The following is a 16,468-nucleotide window of genomic DNA, read 5'->3' as shown; positions in this document are numbered from 1 at the left end:
GACATGCGCTTCCCGCCCCTCCCCCGCCCGCGCAGCCTGGCCGGCCAGCTGTTCGCCATGCAGGCCGTGCTGATAGCGGTGGTCGTGGCCGGGTACGCGCTGTTCACCTACGTCAGCGACGAACGGCAGGCCGAGGACGCGGCCGCCCGGCACGCGACGGCCGTGGCCCGCTCGATCGCCGACTCCCCCTCGGTCCGCTCGGCGATCCACACCCCCGATCCGACCGAGCGGCTCCAGCCCTACGCGATGCAGGTCATGCGGGACGCGAACGTCGACTTCGTGACGATCATGACCCCGTCCGGGATCCGCTGGACCCACCCCGACGAGAAGCAGATCGGCAAGCACTTCCTCGGCCGCATCGGCCCCGCCCAGCACGGCCGCACCTTCACCGAGACCTACACCGGCACCCTCGGCGCGTCCGTCCGCGCGGTCACCCCGGTGGAGGAGAACGGCAGGGTCATCGGCCTGGTCAGCGCCGGCATCAAGGTCGAGGCGATCAGCGAACGGGTCCGGGGCCAGGTCGCGGCCCTGCTCGGGGTGGCCGGCGTCGCACTGCTGCTGGGCGGCGTCGGCACCTACGTGGTCAACGCCCGCCTGCGCCGCCACACCCACGGCATGAACGCCGCCGAGCTGAGCCGGATGCACGACTACCACCAGGCGGCGCTGCACGCGGTCCGCGAGGGGCTGCTGATGCTGGACGGGCAGTTCAGGGTGGCACTGATCAACGACGGCGGCCGGGAGCTGCTCGGGGTCGGCGACGAGGAGGACGTGATCGGCAGCTCGGTGGCCGACCTCGGGCTGCCCGCTCCGCTGACCGGGGCGCTGCTGTCGTCGGAGCCGCGCGTGGACGAGGTGCACCTGACGGCGTCCCGGGTGCTGGTGGTGAACACCTCACCGGTGTCGGGGGGAGAGCGGCGCGGGACGGTGGCGACGCTCAGGGATGTCACAGAACTCCAGTCCCTCATGGGCGAGTTGGACTCGGAACGGGGCTTCACACAGGCCCTGCGCTCGCAGGCCCACGAGGCGGCGAACCGCCTCCACACGGTCGTCTCGCTGATCGAGCTGGGCCGGGCTCAGGAAGCCGTGGACTTCGCGACGGCGGAACTGGAGCTGGCCCAGGCCCTCACCGACCAGGTGGTGGCCGCCGTGAGCGAGCCGGTGCTGGCCGCCCTGCTGCTGGGCAAGACGGCCCAGGCGAACGAGCGGGGTGTCGAGCTGGTGGTGTCGCCGGACAGCCGGCTCGACGACGGGGTGCTCCCCGCCGAGCTGTCGCCCCGGGACCTGGTCACCGTCCTCGGCAACCTGATCGACAACGCGGTCGACGCGGCCCAGGGCAGCGTGCGGGCGCGGGTGACCGTGACGGCGTACGCCTCGGCCGCCGAACTGGTGCTGCGCGTGTCCGACACGGGACCTGGTGTCGACCCCGCCCATGCCGACCTGGTATTCCAACGGGGGTTCACGACGAAGCCGGCGGGACCCGGCGGGCGGGGCCTCGGTCTGGCCCTGGTCCGGCAGGCGGTGACCCGTCTCGACGGAACGTTGACGGTGGCGGAGTCCGACGAGGAAGGGGCGGGCGGAGCGGTGTTCGAGGTGCGGTTGCCGTTGCGCACATCGGTGGGTGACGGCGGATGACGGGTTCGGTTTCGCAACCCATTCGGGTCCTCGTCGTCGAGGACGACCCGGTGGCCGCCGACGCGCATGTCATGTACGTCGGCCGGGTGCCGGGATTCGTCGCGGTGGGCAAGGCGCACACGGGCGCGGAGGCGCGCCGCTTCCTGGACCGCACACCCGTGGACCTGCTCTTGCTGGACCTGCATCTGCCGGATGTGCACGGGCTGCAGCTGGCGCGGTCGCTGCGCGCGGCGGGGCATCAGGCGGATGTCATAGCGGTCACCTCGGCGCGAGATCTCGCGGTGGTGCGGGAGGGGGTTTCCCTGGGGGTGGTCCAGTACGTCCTCAAGCCGTTCACCTTCGCGACGCTGCGCGACCGGCTGGTGCGGTACGCCGAGTTCCATGCGGCGGTGGGGGAGGCGAGCGGGCAGGACGAGGTGGACCGGGCGCTGGCTTCGCTGCGTGCGCCTTCGCCCGCGGCGCTGCCGAAGGGGTTGAGCGGGCCGACGCTGGAACGGGTCACCGGGGTGCTTCGGGAGGCGTCACAGGGGCTTACGGCGGCAGGGGTCGCGGAGGCGGTCGGGATCTCGCGGATCACTGCGCGGCGGTACCTGGAGCACCTTGTGGAGGCGGGGCGGGCTGGGCGGAGTCCGTTGTACGGGCAGGTGGGGAGGCCGGAGTTGGTTTATCGGTGGGCTTCTCAGGGGCGGTGAGGGCGGCTGCCCGGGCACGGGCTCCGTCGGCTTCGGTGGGGGCGTTGGCCAGCGTGAAGGCGTCGGCGGACTGAAGCCAGAAGCTGCGGGCTTCGGCTGGGCGGTGGGCTTGCTGATGAGCGCGAGCCAGGCCATCGAGAGTCACGCCTGCCCCGTACCAGTCCTCGAACTCCCGGCACACTTCGAGGTCCTTGGCGTACGCCTCGATCGCCGAGTCCACCCGGCCCACGGCACACAAGGAGTTGCCCAGGTTGTGCCACACCTGGGCCTCACGATGACGGTCCCCGATGGCCTGGTAGAGGTCGCGGGCGCGGATGTGGACCTCGATCGCTTCTTCCACTTTGCCCGCCTCGTGCAGAGCGTTGCCAAGGTTCTGCCACGCCACAGCCTCCCCCAGGCGGCCCCCGATCGCCTGGAAAAGGCGGCGAGCCCGGATGTGGGCCTCTATTGCCTCCTCCGCCCGGCCCGAATCCTGCAGGGCGATGCCGAGATAGTCCCACACTCCGGCCTCTCCCTCACGGTCCCCCACGGTCTGACAGAGGTCACGGGCACAAGTCAGGGCATCCATTGCCTCCTTCACCGCGCCCGTCTCCAAGAGGCCGTAGCCGAGGTTGGCCCAGGACGTGGCCTCATTGATGACGTCACCGGCGCGGTGCGCCGCCTCCTGCGAGGCACGGCTGACGGCAATCCACTCCTCGTAATACCGCCGCCAGTCCAGATAGACCCCCAGGGTCATGGACAGCCTCACCGCCGTGTCCGCGTACCGCGCCTCCCGAGCCCACGACACCGCCGCCACCAGCCCCGCCCGCTCCTCGTCGAACCATGACAGCGCCTGGCGCCGGTCCGCGAACAGCTCCGGCTCCGGCCTGCCCGGCAGCCACCGCAACCAGTCATCGGCGGCATCCGCCCACCGCACGTAGAACCGCAGAACGCGCTCCCGTGCGGCCTCGACCTCCTCCTGCGACGCGGCATTCCGGGCCGCCATCCCCGCCCCGAAGGCCCGTACCAGGTCATGCATCCGCCACCGTCCACTCCCCCGCTCCACAAGGTGTGCGCGAGCCAGCGCCCTGAGTTCCCGAACCGGCGGTTCTTCGGCTCCGACCAGCGCGGCGGCCACCTCCTCGCTCACCTCCGGGCCCGGCGCCAGGGCCAGCAAACGCAGGAGACGGGCCTGTCCGGCCGGCAGCCGGCGATACGACAGCTCAAAGGTCGCCCGGACACTGCGGTCACCGTCGCTGAGAGGGGCGAGACGGTCGTACGACGTGCTCAGCTCGGCGACGAGCTCCGTCACGGACATGCAGGAGTCCTCGGCGAGCAGCGCGGCCGCGATCTGCAACGCCAGTGGCAGATGCCCGCAGAGGCCTGCGAGGCGGGCGGCTGCCGTGGACCCGTCGGCGACTCGGCTGTCCTCCGGATTCGCGATTCTCAGGGCGCGGTCGAGGAGTTCGTAGGCTGCCGCAGGCGTGAGTTCGTACAGCGGCACGAGTCGGGCGCCAAGTTGGGAGAGCCGGTCCCGCGACGTCACGAGTACCCTGTGCCGGTTCCCTCCCGGCAACAGAGACCGTACCTGCTCGGTGGAGGACGCGTTGTCGGCGAGAATCAGTACTGCGTCCCGTGCGGCCAGCACCGACCGATACAGCCCCGCCCGCTCGTCCGCCGTGGCCGGAATGTGCTTCGGCTCCACCCCGAGAGCCCGGAGCAGCGACTGAAGCGCCTGGTCCGCCGTAACGGGAGCATCGTCGTAACCATGGAGGTCCACGAAGAGAACCCCACCCGGAAACCATTCCTCTGCCCGAGCCGCGTACGCCGCTTCCACCGCAAGTGCGGTCTTGCCGATGCCTCCCAGCCCTGACACTGCGGTGACGAGTACGGCCTGGGGCTCACCGGGACCGGCCGCCGGGTTCAGCGCGTCGCGTAGCCGGCTCAACTCCCCGTCGCGCCCCGTGAACCCCGCCGCTCTCGGAGGCAACGCATCCAATGCCGTAGGCGCCGGAGCCTCCTGCAGGTACTCCGCCTTCCCGATGACCGTTCCTCTGAACTCCCCGCCCTGGAAGTCGATGTGATCGCTCACTCCGCATTGCCCCCCACCCCGAAGGGCACGGCGTACTGAACGATGTACACCCCCAACCCGACCACCGAGACCGCCTCCAGCACGGACAGAACCAGCAGCCCCGGCGAGACGTCGTCCCCCACCCAGTACACGGCGAGCGCGCTCAGCGGCACGACGCAGAAGGCCAGCAGGTCCACCACACACTGCGCGACCTTCCGCGAGACCCGTCGCGCATCCCCTCGGTGGGCGACCTCCCACCGGAAGACCTCGGCCTCCTCCACCTGAACCATCTCGGCGAGCCGAGGCCCCAACTCCCCCCGCACATAAGCCCCGATCGCCGAGATCTTCTGGTCATTGACGAGGTACGTCCACCCGAGGACGACACACACCGGCGGCAACGCCAGCAGCATCTCGGTCTGCTTGGCCTGCGCCGCGGCAGCGATCACCGCGGCCACGACCGTGAGCGTGACGTACAGCAGATTGTCCCGGAACCCGATCCGGGTCTTCTGCTCGTCCTTGATCGTCTCGTACTCGGTGAGCAACAACTGCCCTGCGCTCACGTCACGTTCGGCCACTAGGTCCCCTTTCCCAGCAGTACCTTATGAGTGTGCCGGAGACGAAACCCACTGTTCTGGTCCTGACCGCGCTGTCGTTGGAGTACGCGGCGGTGCGTCCGTACATCGCGGACCGTGAGGAACGCGTCCACCCGAAAGGAACCCGCGTCGAGATCGGCAGGCTCCACGACAGCCCCTGGCAGGTCGCGGTCAGCGAGTTGGGCGTGGGCGCCGAGCGGGCCGCAGCGCTCGCGACGCAGCTCATCGAGTGGCTGCATCCACAGGCCGTGTTCTTCGTGGGGGTGGCCGGCAGCCTGAAGGACGACATCGCCATCGGTGACGTCGTGGTCGGCACCCAGGTGTACGAGATCCACAGCGGCAAGCAGACGGACAAGGGCTTCAAGGTGCGCCCCAAGGCCTTGCCCAGCTCCCACGCACTGGAGCAGGCGGCGCGTTCGGCGGCGCGGGACCTGGAGGGCGTGGAGGTGCACTTCGCGCCGATCGCCACCGGTGACGTGGTGCTGGCAGACGCCGAGTCCGACATCGCACGGCACATCGAGTCGCACTACAACGACGCCGGGGCGATCGAGATGGAGGGATCGGGCGCGGCCAACGCAGCCCACTTCAGCGGTCGGCTGGACGCCCTCGTCATCCGGGGCATCAGCGACCGCGCGGACGCGAACAAGCGCAAGGCCGATGCCGGCGGTTCGCAGAAGCGGGCGGCGGCACAGGCGGCTTCGGTGACGGTGGCGGTGCTGCGCAAGCATCTGCCTCGCGACGGCGGCTCCGACGGCTCCGAGGAGGGGCCCCAAGGGGGATACGGGGGCGACCACATCGACTTCCGGGGCGGGACCTTCCACGGGCCCGTCATCGGCAAGCAGACCGGAAACCGGTAGGGGCCCGGTACCCCGCGCGAGCGCCACCTTGCCGCCCCGGCCCATCGGCTTCACGGGCCGGGAGGACGAGCTGCGCCGCCTGCTTCCCCTACTCGCTCCTGCACCCGATGGCGCCACGACGCCCATCCTGATCTCGGCGCTCGCCGGCATGGGCGGCATCGGCAAGACCGCGCTCGCGATCGAGACGGCGCACCGGGCGTGCGCGCAGGGTTGGTTCCCGGGCGGAACGCTGTTCGTGGACCTGCGCGGCTACGACGACAACCCGGTCACCGCCGACCAGGCGGTCCTGGCCCTGCTCGACGCGCTCGGCGTGCAGGGTGCGGATCTGCCTACGACGTCGGCACGTCAGTACGACGTGTACCGTGACCGCCTCACCGGCCGTGCCCGGACACTGCTCATACTCGACAACGCGTCGGACCCGGCACAGTTCCGCGAGCTGCTGCCCGGCGCCGACCACCACAGGGTCCTGATCACCTCACGAGACCGCCAGGACACCCTGCCCATCCGGCACGTCGACCTTGAGACGCTGGACCCGGCCGACTCGGTGGCCCTGCTGACCCGCGCGCTGCACAACGCCGACGAGCGCGACGACCGACCGGAGCGGGAGCCGTCAGCGCTGTACGAACTCACCTCTCTGTGCGGCCACTTGCCCATGGCGCTGCAGATCGCCGCCGCGATGCTCCGGCGCCGCCGGCTGCGGGACATCGCCTCACTGGTGACAGAGATCAGGACGGCCGGGGACCCGACCCGAGTGCTGGACAACGGCAGCCCCGGCACGGATCTGTACGGCCGGTCCTTGGCCCTGCGTCCGGTGCTGGAGACGTCGTACCGCCGGTTGCCGTCCGAACAGGCCCGGCTGCTGCGCCTGCTCGCCCTCGCCCCCGGCGAGGACGCGCGTACGGAAACCGCTGCCGCGTTGGCAGACCTGACCGAGGATGCCGCGCTGCGCCTGCTGGAGGACCTGGCCGCCACCTATCTCGTGACCCCGGTGCGGGCAACCTCCACGATTCGATGGCGGCTGCACGACCTGGTCCGGTTGTTCGGGGCAGGAGTGGCGGACGGCAACGCCAGGCTGCGTGAGGAGGCAGAGGCGGCACGGGAACGGCTGCTGTCCTTCTACTGGCGGTGGGCCGATGCAGCCGACGACCGGCTGCACTGGCTGCCCGGCAGGAAGGAGCCGGAGAGGTTCGCGGACCGGGCACAGGCACTGACGTGGCTGGACGAGGAACGAGCAGGACTGGTGGGCGCAGTGCAGTGGGCGCGGGAGAAGCGGTACGCGGCACTGGCGGGGAGACTGGCCGCGTGCCTGAGCGAGTACCTGGACTGGCGGCGATATTTCGACGACTGGCTCACTGTGGCCGAGGCAGCCCTGGAAGCCGCCGGTCACACCCGTGACCGGGCTGCCGAGGCCGGCGCTTGGCTCAGCCTGGGTAACGCCCTGCTGGAAACCGATCGAACGCAGGCGACCATCGAGGCCTTCACGCGGGCTCGCGACCTCTACCAGGCCGAGGGCGAACAGCGCGGCGAGGCCAGCGCGTGGGGTGGTCTCGGTCTTGCTCTGCAGGACACGGACGCGGCAGAGCAGGCCATCGATGCACATACGCACGCACGCGAGTTGCTCCGAGCCATCGGCGAACGTCGCGACGAGGCCATGACAACCAACAACCTCGGCCTCGCTCTCCGGTTCGCCGGCCGACCGTACGAGGCGGTGGAGGCTCATGCCCAAGCTCGTGATCTGTTCCAGGCCGAGGAGGACCGTTACCTCGAGGCCACCGCGTGGAACAACCTGGGCCTGGCCCTTGAAGCCATAGATCAGATGGCAGAGGCCATCGCGGCGTTCGAGGCGTCACTGCGCATCAAGCGGGAGTTCGGGCACTGGTACGAAATCGGCAAGACGGCCAACAACCTGGCCATCGCATGCGAGTCCGCCGGCCTCCTCGTTCAAGCCCGCACCCACTACCTCGAGGCCGCCGACGCGTACGCCCGAGGAGACGCCCTCCGCGAAGCCACCAACGCCCAATCCGCCGCAGACGCATTGACCTGACTAGACCACTCCTCTTACGTTCACACGGCAGCCATCCCCGCGCCACCACCCAGTGCGTTCGCAGGAGGTCATGCCCGTGCGCCCCACCGCCACCGCCACCGCCCTCGTAGCACTCACCCTCGCCGCAACCGCCCTCACCGCCTGCGGCAACGGTTCCGGCAGCAGCCCCAACACCATCAAGGTCTCCTTCAAGCAGTCGACGGACAACTCCATCAAGGTGATGGACACCTACCTCGCCGGCATCAAGAAGCAGTTCGAGAAGAAGTACCCCGGCAAGAAGGTGGAGCTGGTCCCCATCAAGGCGCCGGACTCGGAGTACTACACCAAACTGCAGCAGATGCTCCGCTCCCCAAGGACCGCCCCGGACCTGGTGTACGAGGACACCTTCCTCATCAACTCGGACATCACCAGCGGGTACTTGAAGCCCCTCGACCCGTACCTCGCCAAGTGGCCGGACTGGCAGCAGTTCATCGGCACGGCGAAGAGCGCGGCGAAGGGCGAGGACGGGAAGACGTACGGCGTGCCCGACGGCACCGACACCCGGGGCCTGTGGTTCGACAAACGCGTCTTCCGCAAAGCCGGTCTCCCCACCGACTGGCAGCCCAAGACCTGGGACGACGTACTCGCGGCCGCGCGCACCATCAAGCAGAAGGTCCCCGGCGTCACCCCACTCAACGTCTACACCGGCAAGCCGGCGGGCGAGCGGGCCACCATGCAGGGGTTCGAGATGCTCCTGTACGGCACCGGCGACGGGACGTCGGACCCCCTGTACGACAGCGGCAGCAAGAAGTGGATCGCCGGGAGCCAGGGGTTCAAGGACTCGCTGAAGTTCGTCGAGACCGTGTACAAGGAGAAGCTCGGCCCCGACGTCTCCGACGCGCTCGATCCCAACTTCGCCACCACCGTCAACGGCGAGCTCCTCCCCCAGGGCAGGCTCGGCATCGATCTCGACGGCTCCTGGCTCCCGCAGGCCTGGCTGCCGGGCAGCGGGCACGAGTGGAAGGACTGGTCCGGGCAACTGGGGCTCGCGTACATGCCCACCCAGCGCGGCCAGGCCCCGGGGAAGGTGAGCATGTCCGGCGGCTGGACCTGGGCCGTCCCGGCCAAGGCCGCCCATCCGGACCTCGCCTTCGACTTCATCAGGACCATGCAGACGAAGGACAACGCCCGGAAGTGGTACATCGCCAACTCTGGCATCGCGGTGCGCAAGGACGTGGCGAGCGACCCGGCGTACGCCACCGCCCAGCCCGGCATCAAGTTCTTCACCGACCTCGTGGCCAGCACCCACTACCGGCCCGCCTACCCCGCGTACCCGAAGGTGTCGACCGCCGTCCAGGACGCCATGGAGGGGGTCAGCACCGGCGACCGGTCGGTGGGAGAGGCGGCAAGCGGCTACGACGCCGCCCTCAAGGACGTCACCGGCGACCAAGTCGTCCGGAAGTGAGGCGTCGCCAGGGGGTCGTCCGCGCCCTCCCCCTCGCCCCCGGACTGGTCCTGCTGCTTCTCTTTCTCGCCGGTCCCATCGCCTACTGCGTCTACATCGCCTTCACCGATCTCCAGCTGACCGGCCAGGCCCACTCCTCCTTCGTCGGCCTCGACAACTTCCGCAGGGCGTTCCACGACGACGCGTTCCTCAACGCGGTGTGGCTGACACTGGTGTTCACGGTGCTGTCGTCGCTCGTCGGGCAGAACACCCTGGGCCTCGCCCTCGCGGCGCTGATGAAGCGGGCCTCCAAGCCCGTGCGCACCATCACCGGCGCGGTCGTGATCACCGCCTGGGTGCTTCCGGAGGTCGTCGCCGGGTTCCTGCTCTACGCCTTCTTCCGGCGCGAGGGCACCTTGAACGCCATCCTTCAGCACCTCCATCTGCCCGCGCAGAACTGGCTGTTCACTCTCCCCATCCTCGCCGTCTCCTTCGCCAACGTATGGCGCGGTACGGCGTTCTCGATGCTCGTCTACTCGGCCGCGCTCGACGAGATACCGAGCGAGATCAGCGAGGCCGCGGAAGTGGACGGTGCCGGCGGATGGCGGCGCATGTGGCACATCACCCTGCCGATGATCCGGCGTTCCATCGGCACCAACCTCATGCTCAACACCCTGCAGACGCTCTCCGTCTTCGGGCTGATCTGGGTGATGACCAGGGGCGGGCCCGGCGACCGGAGCCAGACCCTGCCGCTGTTCATGTACGAACAGGCCTTCCAGAACAGCATGATCGGGTACGGCACCGCCGTCGCCCTGCTCCTGCTGCTCGTGGGCTCCCTGTTCTCCGTCGTCTATCTGCGTCTGCTGCGGACGGAGGTGTAGTACCGGTCATGCCCCGACATCGTCCCTCGCGTCGCCTCGCCGCCGACGCCGGGCTGCTCGTCGTCGCCCTCGCCTTCGCGCTGCCGCTCGCCTGGGTGCTGCTGTCCTCCGTGGACCCGCACGCGGACCTGAAGGTCAAGGTGCCCGACGGGCTCACGCTCGGCAACTTCGACGCGATCCTCACCCCGGACATCACCTACACCCCGCTGCTCAACAGCCTGATCCTGTGCGGCGGCGCCACTGCGCTGACCGTCGTCTGCGCGGCCCTCGCCGCCTATCCGCTCTCCCGGTTCCGGTCCCGGCTGAACCGGCCGTTCCTGCTGACGATCCTGTTCGCGACGAGTCTGCCGATCACCGCGATCATGGTGCCGGTGTACGCGCTGTTCGTGCGGGTGAACCTGATCGACACGCTGCAGGGGACGATCTTCTTCTTCGCCGCGTCCCAACTCCCGTTCGCCATCTGGCTGATGAAGAACTTCATGGACGGCGTACCGAAGGAGCTGGAGGAGGCGGCCTGGACCGACGGGGCGTCGTCGTTGCAGTCCCTCGTCCGGATCGTGCTGCCGTTGATGGGGCCGGGGCTCGCGGTCGTGACCGTCTTCTCGTTCGTGATGATGTGGGGGAACTTCTTCGTCCCCTTCATGCTGCTGCTCAGCCCGGACCAGATGCCGGCCTCGGTCAGCATCAACGACTTCTTCGGCAACCGGGGCATGGTGGCGTACGGGCAGCTGGCCGCGTTCTCCGTGATCTACTCGACGCCGGTGATCCTTCTGTACGTGCTCGTGGCGCGGCGGCTAGGGGGCGGATTCGCACTCGGTGGCGCGGTCAAGGGATAGCGGGCAGAGGTGTTCCGTCCGTTACCTACCGAACGGCCGGAACGTACCGAACGGCCGGAACCGTACGTTCCTACAATTAGTGATCCTGTCCGAACGGCCCGTAGTCACCGCCCCGGCGCGCCCCTAGCTTGTGCGGGGTGCGCCAACCCTCACCCCAGCCCAACCTCTCGACTCCCCCGTTCAACGCCCCGGCCGCCCGCAGGCTCCGCGCCGCCCTCGGCATGGGGCCCGAGCACGTCGCCTACGGCATGCGGGCCTCGTACGGGCTGCCGTACGTCACACCCGACCTGGTGACCGCCTGGGAGCGCGGGATCGCCTCGCCCAGCAATCCCGAACTCACCGCCCTCGCGGGCGTGCTGTGGTGCTCTCCGGGCGAACTCATCGGCAGGCCCCGGACCCTGCGCGAGCACCGCGTCGCACGTGGGATCGCACCGGAGGACGTCGCCCGTGCCGTCGGCCTGGACCTGCCCGGGTATCTGCGGACGGAGGAGAGCGGGGCGTGGCAGGGCAACGAGCGCCAGTCGGCGGCGCTCGCCGACGTGCTGCAGCTGTCCCTGCCCGACTTCGTGACCGTCACGGGCCGCGAGAAGAAGCTCGCCGAGCTGCTGCACAGCGCGGTGACCACCCGCTGGCAGGCCTATGTGCGCCCGGTGGCGAAGATCGCGCCCCTGGACCGGGCAGTCCTGGAGCATGTGCTGCAGGAGCTGCACCAGGACTACCAGGGGCACATGGCCGCCACCCTGAGCTGGGGCGGCGGCACCAGCGACGCCAGCGAGTCCGGCCAGGACTTCATCGGCCGGATCGTGGAGAACTTCTGGACGGCCGTCGAGAACAGGAACGGCTAGCCGGGAACAGGTACAGCCGGAAGAGAACAGGAACGGCTAAAAGACCGACTCGGCCTCGTCCATGCGGTCCTTCGGGACCGTCTTCAGCTCGGTGACCGCCTCCGCGAGCGGCACCATCCGGACGTCGGTGCCGCGCAGCGCGGTCATCTTGCCGAAGTCGCCGCGGTGTGCGGCCTCGACGGCGTGCCAGCCGAAGCGGGTGGCGAGGACGCGGTCGTACGCGGTCGGGACGCCGCCGCGCTGGACGTGGCCGAGGATGACCGGCTTGGCCTCCTTGCCGAGGCGCCGCTCCAGCTCGTAGGCGAGCGCGGTGCCGATGCCCTGGAAGCGCTCGTGGCCGTACTGGTCGATCTCGCCCTTGCCGTAGTCCATGGTGCCGTCGACGGGGTGGGCACCCTCGGCGACGCAGACGACCGCGAACTTCTTGCCCCGGGAGAACCGCTCCTCGACCATCTTGATCAGGTCGGCGGGGTCGAAGGGGCGCTCGGGCAGGCAGATGCCGTGGGCGCCGGCGGCCATGCCGGACTCCAGGGCGATCCAGCCGGCGTGCCGGCCCATGACCTCGACGACCATCACACGCTGGTGGGACTCGGCGGTGGTCTTCAGACGGTCCATGGCCTCGGTGGCGACGCCGACGGCGGTGTCGAAGCCGAAGGTGCGGTCCGTGGAGGAGATGTCGTTGTCGATGGTCTTGGGGACGCCGACGACCGGCAGGCCCGCGTCGGAGAGCATGCGGGCCGCGGTCAGCGTGCCCTCGCCGCCGATCGGGATCAGCGCGTCGATGCCGAACTCCTCGACCATGTCGGTGGCGCGCTCGCAGGCCTCGCGCAGCCGGTCGCGCTCCAGGCGGGAGGAGCCGAGGATGGTGCCGCCGCGGGCCAGGATGCCGCTGACCGCGTCCAGGTCGAGGGTGCGGTAGTGGCGGTCGAGCAGACCCCGGTAGCCGTCCTCGAAGCCGATGACCTCGTCGCCGTACTGCGCCACCGCCCGGTGCACGACCGACCGGATCACGGCGTTCAGGCCGGGGCAGTCGCCGCCTGCGGTGAGAACTCCGATGCGCATCGTGCTGTGTCTCCTGCTCGCTTTCGGTGCCGGTGAGCCAGTGCCGATTCTTTCACGTTCACCGGAGCGGTGAAGTCCTGACGGGCGCCTTATCCGGCACCGGGGGTATTGTCAAGAGGGTTCTGCTCACCTTGGTGGGCGATTTTTATGCCGTAGACATGACAGCGTCGCCGTAGGCATGACAGCACCGCCGAAGCATCACCGACGAGCCACAGGAAACGGAGTGCACACGTGACGCGCAGCGTGTACGTGACCGGGATCGACCGCGGCGACGGCCGCCAGGTCGTGGAGCTGGGGATCATGGAGCTCCTGACCCGGCAGGTCGACCGGGTGGGCGTGTTCCGCCCGCTCGTGCACGACCGGCCCGACCGGATGTTCGAACTGCTGCGGTCGCGGTACCGCCTCTCCCAGGACCCGGCGACCGTCTACGGCATGGACTATCTGGAGGCGTCCGCGCTCCAGGCCGAGCAGGGCACGGACGAGCTGGTCTCCGCGCTGGTCGACCGCTTCCACCTGGTGGCCCGGGACTACGACGTCGTCCTCGTCCTCGGCACCGACTTCGCCGGCACCCAGCTGCCGGACGAGCTGTCCCTGAACGCCCGCCTCGCCAACGAGTTCGGCGCGTCCGTGATCCCGGTGGTCGGCGGCCGCAGGCACACGGCCGAGTCCGTGCTGGCCGAGACGCGCAACGCCTACCGCGCGTACGACGGACTGGGCTGCGACGTCCTCGCCATGGTCACCAACCGGGTGGCCCGCGAGGACCGCGACGCGATCGCCGAGCGGCTCGCGGACCGTCTGCCGGTGCCCTGCTACGTGGTGCCCGACGAGCCCGCCCTGTCCGCGCCGACCGTCGCGCAGATCTCCCAGACCCTCGGGGCCAAGGTGCTGCTCGGGGACGACTCCGGGCTCGCCCGGGACGCGCTGGGCTTCGTCTTCGGCGGTGCGATGCTGCCGAACTTCCTCGGCGCCCTGACCCCGGGCTGCCTGGTCGTGACCCCCGGCGACCGCGCCGACCTGGTCGTCGGCTCGCTGGCCGCGCACAGCGCCGGCACCCCGCCGATAGCCGGCGTGCTGCTCACCCTGAACGAGGTGCCGAGCCAGGAGATCCTCACGCTGGCCGCCCGGCTCGCCCCGGGCACCCCGGTGCTCTCCGTGTCCGGCACCAGTTTCCCCACCGCCGAGCACCTCTTCTCCCTCGAGGGGAAGATGACCGCGGCCACCCCGCGCAAGGCGGAGACCGCGCTCGGCCTGTTCGAGCGGTACGCCGACACCGCCGAGCTGGCCGGCCGGGTCTCGGCACCGAGCGGCGACCGCGTCACCCCGATGATGTTCGAGCACAAGCTGCTCGAACAGGCCCGCTCCGACAAGCGAAGGGTCGTCCTCCCGGAGGGCACCGAGGAGCGGGTGCTGCACGCGGCCGAGGTGCTGCTGCGCCGGGGCGTGTGCGACCTGACCCTGCTCGGCCCGGTCGACCTGATCCGCAAGAAGGCCGCCGACCTCGGCATCGACCTCGGCGACACCCAGCTCATCGACCCGGCCACCAGCGAGCTGCGCGACGCCTTCGCCGAGCAGTACTCCCTGCTCCGCGCCCACAAGGGCGTGACGGTGGAACTGGCCTACGACGTCGTCTCCGACGTGAACTACTTCGGCACCCTGATGGTCCAGGAGGGGCTGGCCGACGGCATGGTGTCGGGGTCGGTGCACTCCACTGCGGCCACCATCCGGCCCGCCTTCGAGATCATCAAGACCAGGCCGGACTCCTCGATCGTGTCGTCCGTCTTCTTCATGTGCCTGGCCGACAAGGTGCTGGTCTACGGCGACTGCGCGGTGAACCCGGACCCGAACGCCGAGCAGCTGGCGGACATCGCCATCCAGTCGGCGGCCACGGCGGCGCAGTTCGGCGTGGAGCCCCGGATCGCGATGCTGTCGTACTCGACCGGTACGTCGGGCTCGGGTGCCGACGTCGACAAGGTGCGCGAGGCCACCGAGCTGGCGCGCTCGCGCCGGCCCGACCTGAAGATCGAGGGGCCGATCCAGTACGACGCCGCGGTCGAGCCGTCCATCGCCGCGACCAAGCTGCCGGACTCCGATGTCGCCGGGCAGGCCAGCGTGCTGATCTTCCCGGACCTCAACACCGGCAACAACACCTACAAGGCCGTGCAGCGCTCGGCCGGCGCGATCGCCGTCGGACCGGTCCTGCAGGGGCTGCGCAAGCCGGTCAACGACCTGTCCCGGGGCGCACTCGTCCAGGACATCGTCTCCACCGTCGCCATCACGGCGATCCAGGCCCAGAACCCGAGCGAGAAGGCGTCCGAGCTGTGACCTCCCCGACCCGTGTCCTCGTCCTCAACTCCGGCTCCTCGTCGCTGAAGTACCAGCTGCTGGACATGCGGGACAGCAGCCGGCTGGCGGTGGGTCTGGTCGAGCGGATCGGCGAGCAGACCTCCCGGCTCAAGCACACCTGCCGCACCACGGGCGAGACCCGTGAGCACACCGGCCCGATCGCCGACCACGACGCGGCCCTCAAGGCGGTCGCCGAAGAGCTGGGCCGGGACGGTCTGGGCCTGGACTCGCCGGAGCTGGCCGCGATCGGGCACCGGGTGGTGCACGGCGGCATGTTCTTCACCGAGCCCACCGTCGTCGACGACGAGGTGCTCGCCGAGGTCGAGCGGCTGATCCCCGTCGCGCCGCTGCACAACCCGGCCAACCTCACGGGAATCCGTACCGCACAGGCGCTGCGCCCCGATCTGCCGCAGGTCGCGGTGTTCGACACGGCGTTCCACACGACGATGCCGGAGTCCGCGGCCCGCTACGCGATCGACCCGAAGATCGCGGACCGGCACCGCATCCGCCGTTACGGCTTCCACGGCACCTCGCACGCGTACGTCTCCCGCGAGACCGCGCGGCTGCTGGGCAAGGACCCGTCCGAGGTGAACGTGATCGTGCTGCACCTCGGCAACGGCGCCTCGGCGTCGGCGGTGGAGAAGGGCCGGTGCGTGGACACCTCCATGGGGCTGACGCCGCTGGAGGGCCTCGTCATGGGTACCCGCTCCGGCGACCTGGATCCCGCCGTCATCTTCCATTTGGCGCGTGTTGGCGGAATGTCCATGGATGAGATCGACACTCTTCTCAACAAGAGGAGCGGTCTGTTCGGCCTGTGCGGGGACAATGACATGCGGGAGATCCGCCGCCGCGTCGACGAGGGCGACGATGCGGCCGCGCTCGCCTTCGACATTTACATTCACCGGCTCAAGAAGTACATCGGCGCCTATTACGCGGTGCTCGGCCGGGTGGACGCGGTCGCGTTCACGGCGGGGGTCGGTGAGAACGCGGCGCCGGTGCGGGAGGCTGCGATCGCGGGCCTGCAGGGGCTGGGCCTGGCGGTCGACGGCGAGCTGAACGCCGTACGCGGCGACGAGCCGCGACTGATCTCGCCCGAGTCCGCGCGGGTCGCGGTCGCCGTGGTGCCGACCGACGAGGAACTGGAGATCGCCACGCAGACCTACGCACTGGTCGGAAAGAGCAGTTGAGCAAAAGGCAGTACAGCTGAGCA

Annotated in this window: 13 protein-coding genes; 10 read left to right on the top strand and 3 right to left on the bottom strand. The window is 69.8% G+C overall.

All coding sequences use genetic code 11. The features are described 5' to 3' along the window. Positions 1-3: 3 nt before the first annotated feature. Positions 4-1,632: a sensor histidine kinase gene (locus AC07DS_RS38685; protein WP_479153203.1), complete on the top strand. Its 1,629-nt coding sequence runs from the start codon at positions 4-6 to the stop codon at positions 1,630-1,632. Beyond that, positions 1,629-2,324 carry a response regulator gene (locus AC07DS_RS38680; RefSeq protein ID WP_479153201.1) on the top strand — a complete coding sequence of 232 codons (696 nt, stop codon included), beginning with the start codon at positions 1,629-1,631 and terminating at the stop codon, positions 2,322-2,324. Before AC07DS_RS38685 ends, AC07DS_RS38680 begins: the two co-directional genes overlap by 4 nt. Here the strand turns inward: AC07DS_RS38680 and AC07DS_RS38675 are convergent. Together AC07DS_RS38675 and AC07DS_RS38670 are read right to left on the bottom strand one after the other, a co-directional pair. Next, on the bottom strand, positions 2,206-4,395 hold the full coding sequence (locus tag AC07DS_RS38675; RefSeq protein WP_479153200.1) for a tetratricopeptide repeat protein: 2,190 nt from the start codon (positions 4,393-4,395) through the stop codon (positions 2,206-2,208). The genes AC07DS_RS38680 and AC07DS_RS38675 overlap by 119 nt on opposite strands. Continuing rightward, a complete protein-coding gene (locus AC07DS_RS38670) occupies positions 4,392-4,949 on the bottom strand; it encodes a hypothetical protein (RefSeq protein ID WP_479153198.1) in 558 nt (185 codons plus the stop codon). The genes AC07DS_RS38675 and AC07DS_RS38670 overlap by 4 nt, the downstream gene beginning before the upstream one ends. Before the next feature lie 26 nt (positions 4,950-4,975). Here AC07DS_RS38670 and AC07DS_RS38665 point away from each other — a divergent pair, with 26 nt between their 5' ends. The 6 genes from AC07DS_RS38665 (at position 4,976) to AC07DS_RS38640 (ending at position 11,853) form a co-directional block, all read left to right on the top strand. Further along, positions 4,976-5,824 (top strand): 5'-methylthioadenosine/S-adenosylhomocysteine nucleosidase family protein, encoded by an 849-nt coding sequence (locus AC07DS_RS38665; protein ID WP_479153197.1) that lies wholly within the window; start codon positions 4,976-4,978, stop codon positions 5,822-5,824. 148 nt (positions 5,825-5,972) lie between these two features. Further along, complete coding sequence (locus AC07DS_RS38660) at positions 5,973-7,868, top strand: tetratricopeptide repeat protein (protein WP_479153229.1); 1,896 nt, start codon at positions 5,973-5,975, stop codon at positions 7,866-7,868. A gap of 70 nt (positions 7,869-7,938) precedes the next feature. Beyond that, positions 7,939-9,312 (top strand): extracellular solute-binding protein, encoded by a 1,374-nt coding sequence (locus tag AC07DS_RS38655; RefSeq protein WP_479153195.1) that lies wholly within the window; start codon positions 7,939-7,941, stop codon positions 9,310-9,312. Next, positions 9,309-10,172, top strand: a complete 864-nt coding sequence (locus tag AC07DS_RS38650; RefSeq protein WP_479153193.1) for a carbohydrate ABC transporter permease — start codon at positions 9,309-9,311, stop codon at positions 10,170-10,172. Before AC07DS_RS38655 ends, AC07DS_RS38650 begins: the two co-directional genes overlap by 4 nt. Before the next feature lie 8 nt (positions 10,173-10,180). Further along, positions 10,181-11,008 carry a carbohydrate ABC transporter permease gene (locus tag AC07DS_RS38645; protein ID WP_479153191.1) on the top strand — a complete coding sequence of 276 codons (828 nt, stop codon included), beginning with the start codon at positions 10,181-10,183 and terminating at the stop codon, positions 11,006-11,008. Between the two features lie 137 nt (positions 11,009-11,145). Then, a complete protein-coding gene (locus AC07DS_RS38640) occupies positions 11,146-11,853 on the top strand; it encodes a helix-turn-helix domain-containing protein (protein ID WP_479153189.1) in 708 nt (235 codons plus the stop codon). A 36-nt stretch (positions 11,854-11,889) separates the two neighbouring features. On the opposite strand, the gene AC07DS_RS38635 is transcribed toward AC07DS_RS38640, so the two are convergent. Then, positions 11,890-12,915, bottom strand: coding sequence for an ATP-dependent 6-phosphofructokinase (locus AC07DS_RS38635; protein ID WP_479153187.1), 1,026 nt, complete (start codon positions 12,913-12,915; stop codon positions 11,890-11,892). A gap of 231 nt (positions 12,916-13,146) precedes the next feature. Here AC07DS_RS38635 and pta point away from each other — a divergent pair, with 231 nt between their 5' ends. Beyond that, complete coding sequence (pta, locus tag AC07DS_RS38630; RefSeq protein ID WP_479153185.1) at positions 13,147-15,237, top strand: phosphate acetyltransferase; 2,091 nt, start codon at positions 13,147-13,149, stop codon at positions 15,235-15,237. Beyond that, positions 15,234-16,445 (top strand): acetate kinase, encoded by a 1,212-nt coding sequence (locus AC07DS_RS38625; RefSeq protein WP_479153184.1) that lies wholly within the window; start codon positions 15,234-15,236, stop codon positions 16,443-16,445. Before pta ends, AC07DS_RS38625 begins: the two co-directional genes overlap by 4 nt. The last annotated feature ends 23 nt before the right edge of the window (positions 16,446-16,468 follow it).

The sequence above is a fragment of the Streptomyces sp. NPDC044064 genome (assembly GCF_056434245.1).
The sequence above is the reverse complement of the archived record's forward strand: the minus strand, read 5'-3'. Positions and strand labels throughout refer to the sequence as shown.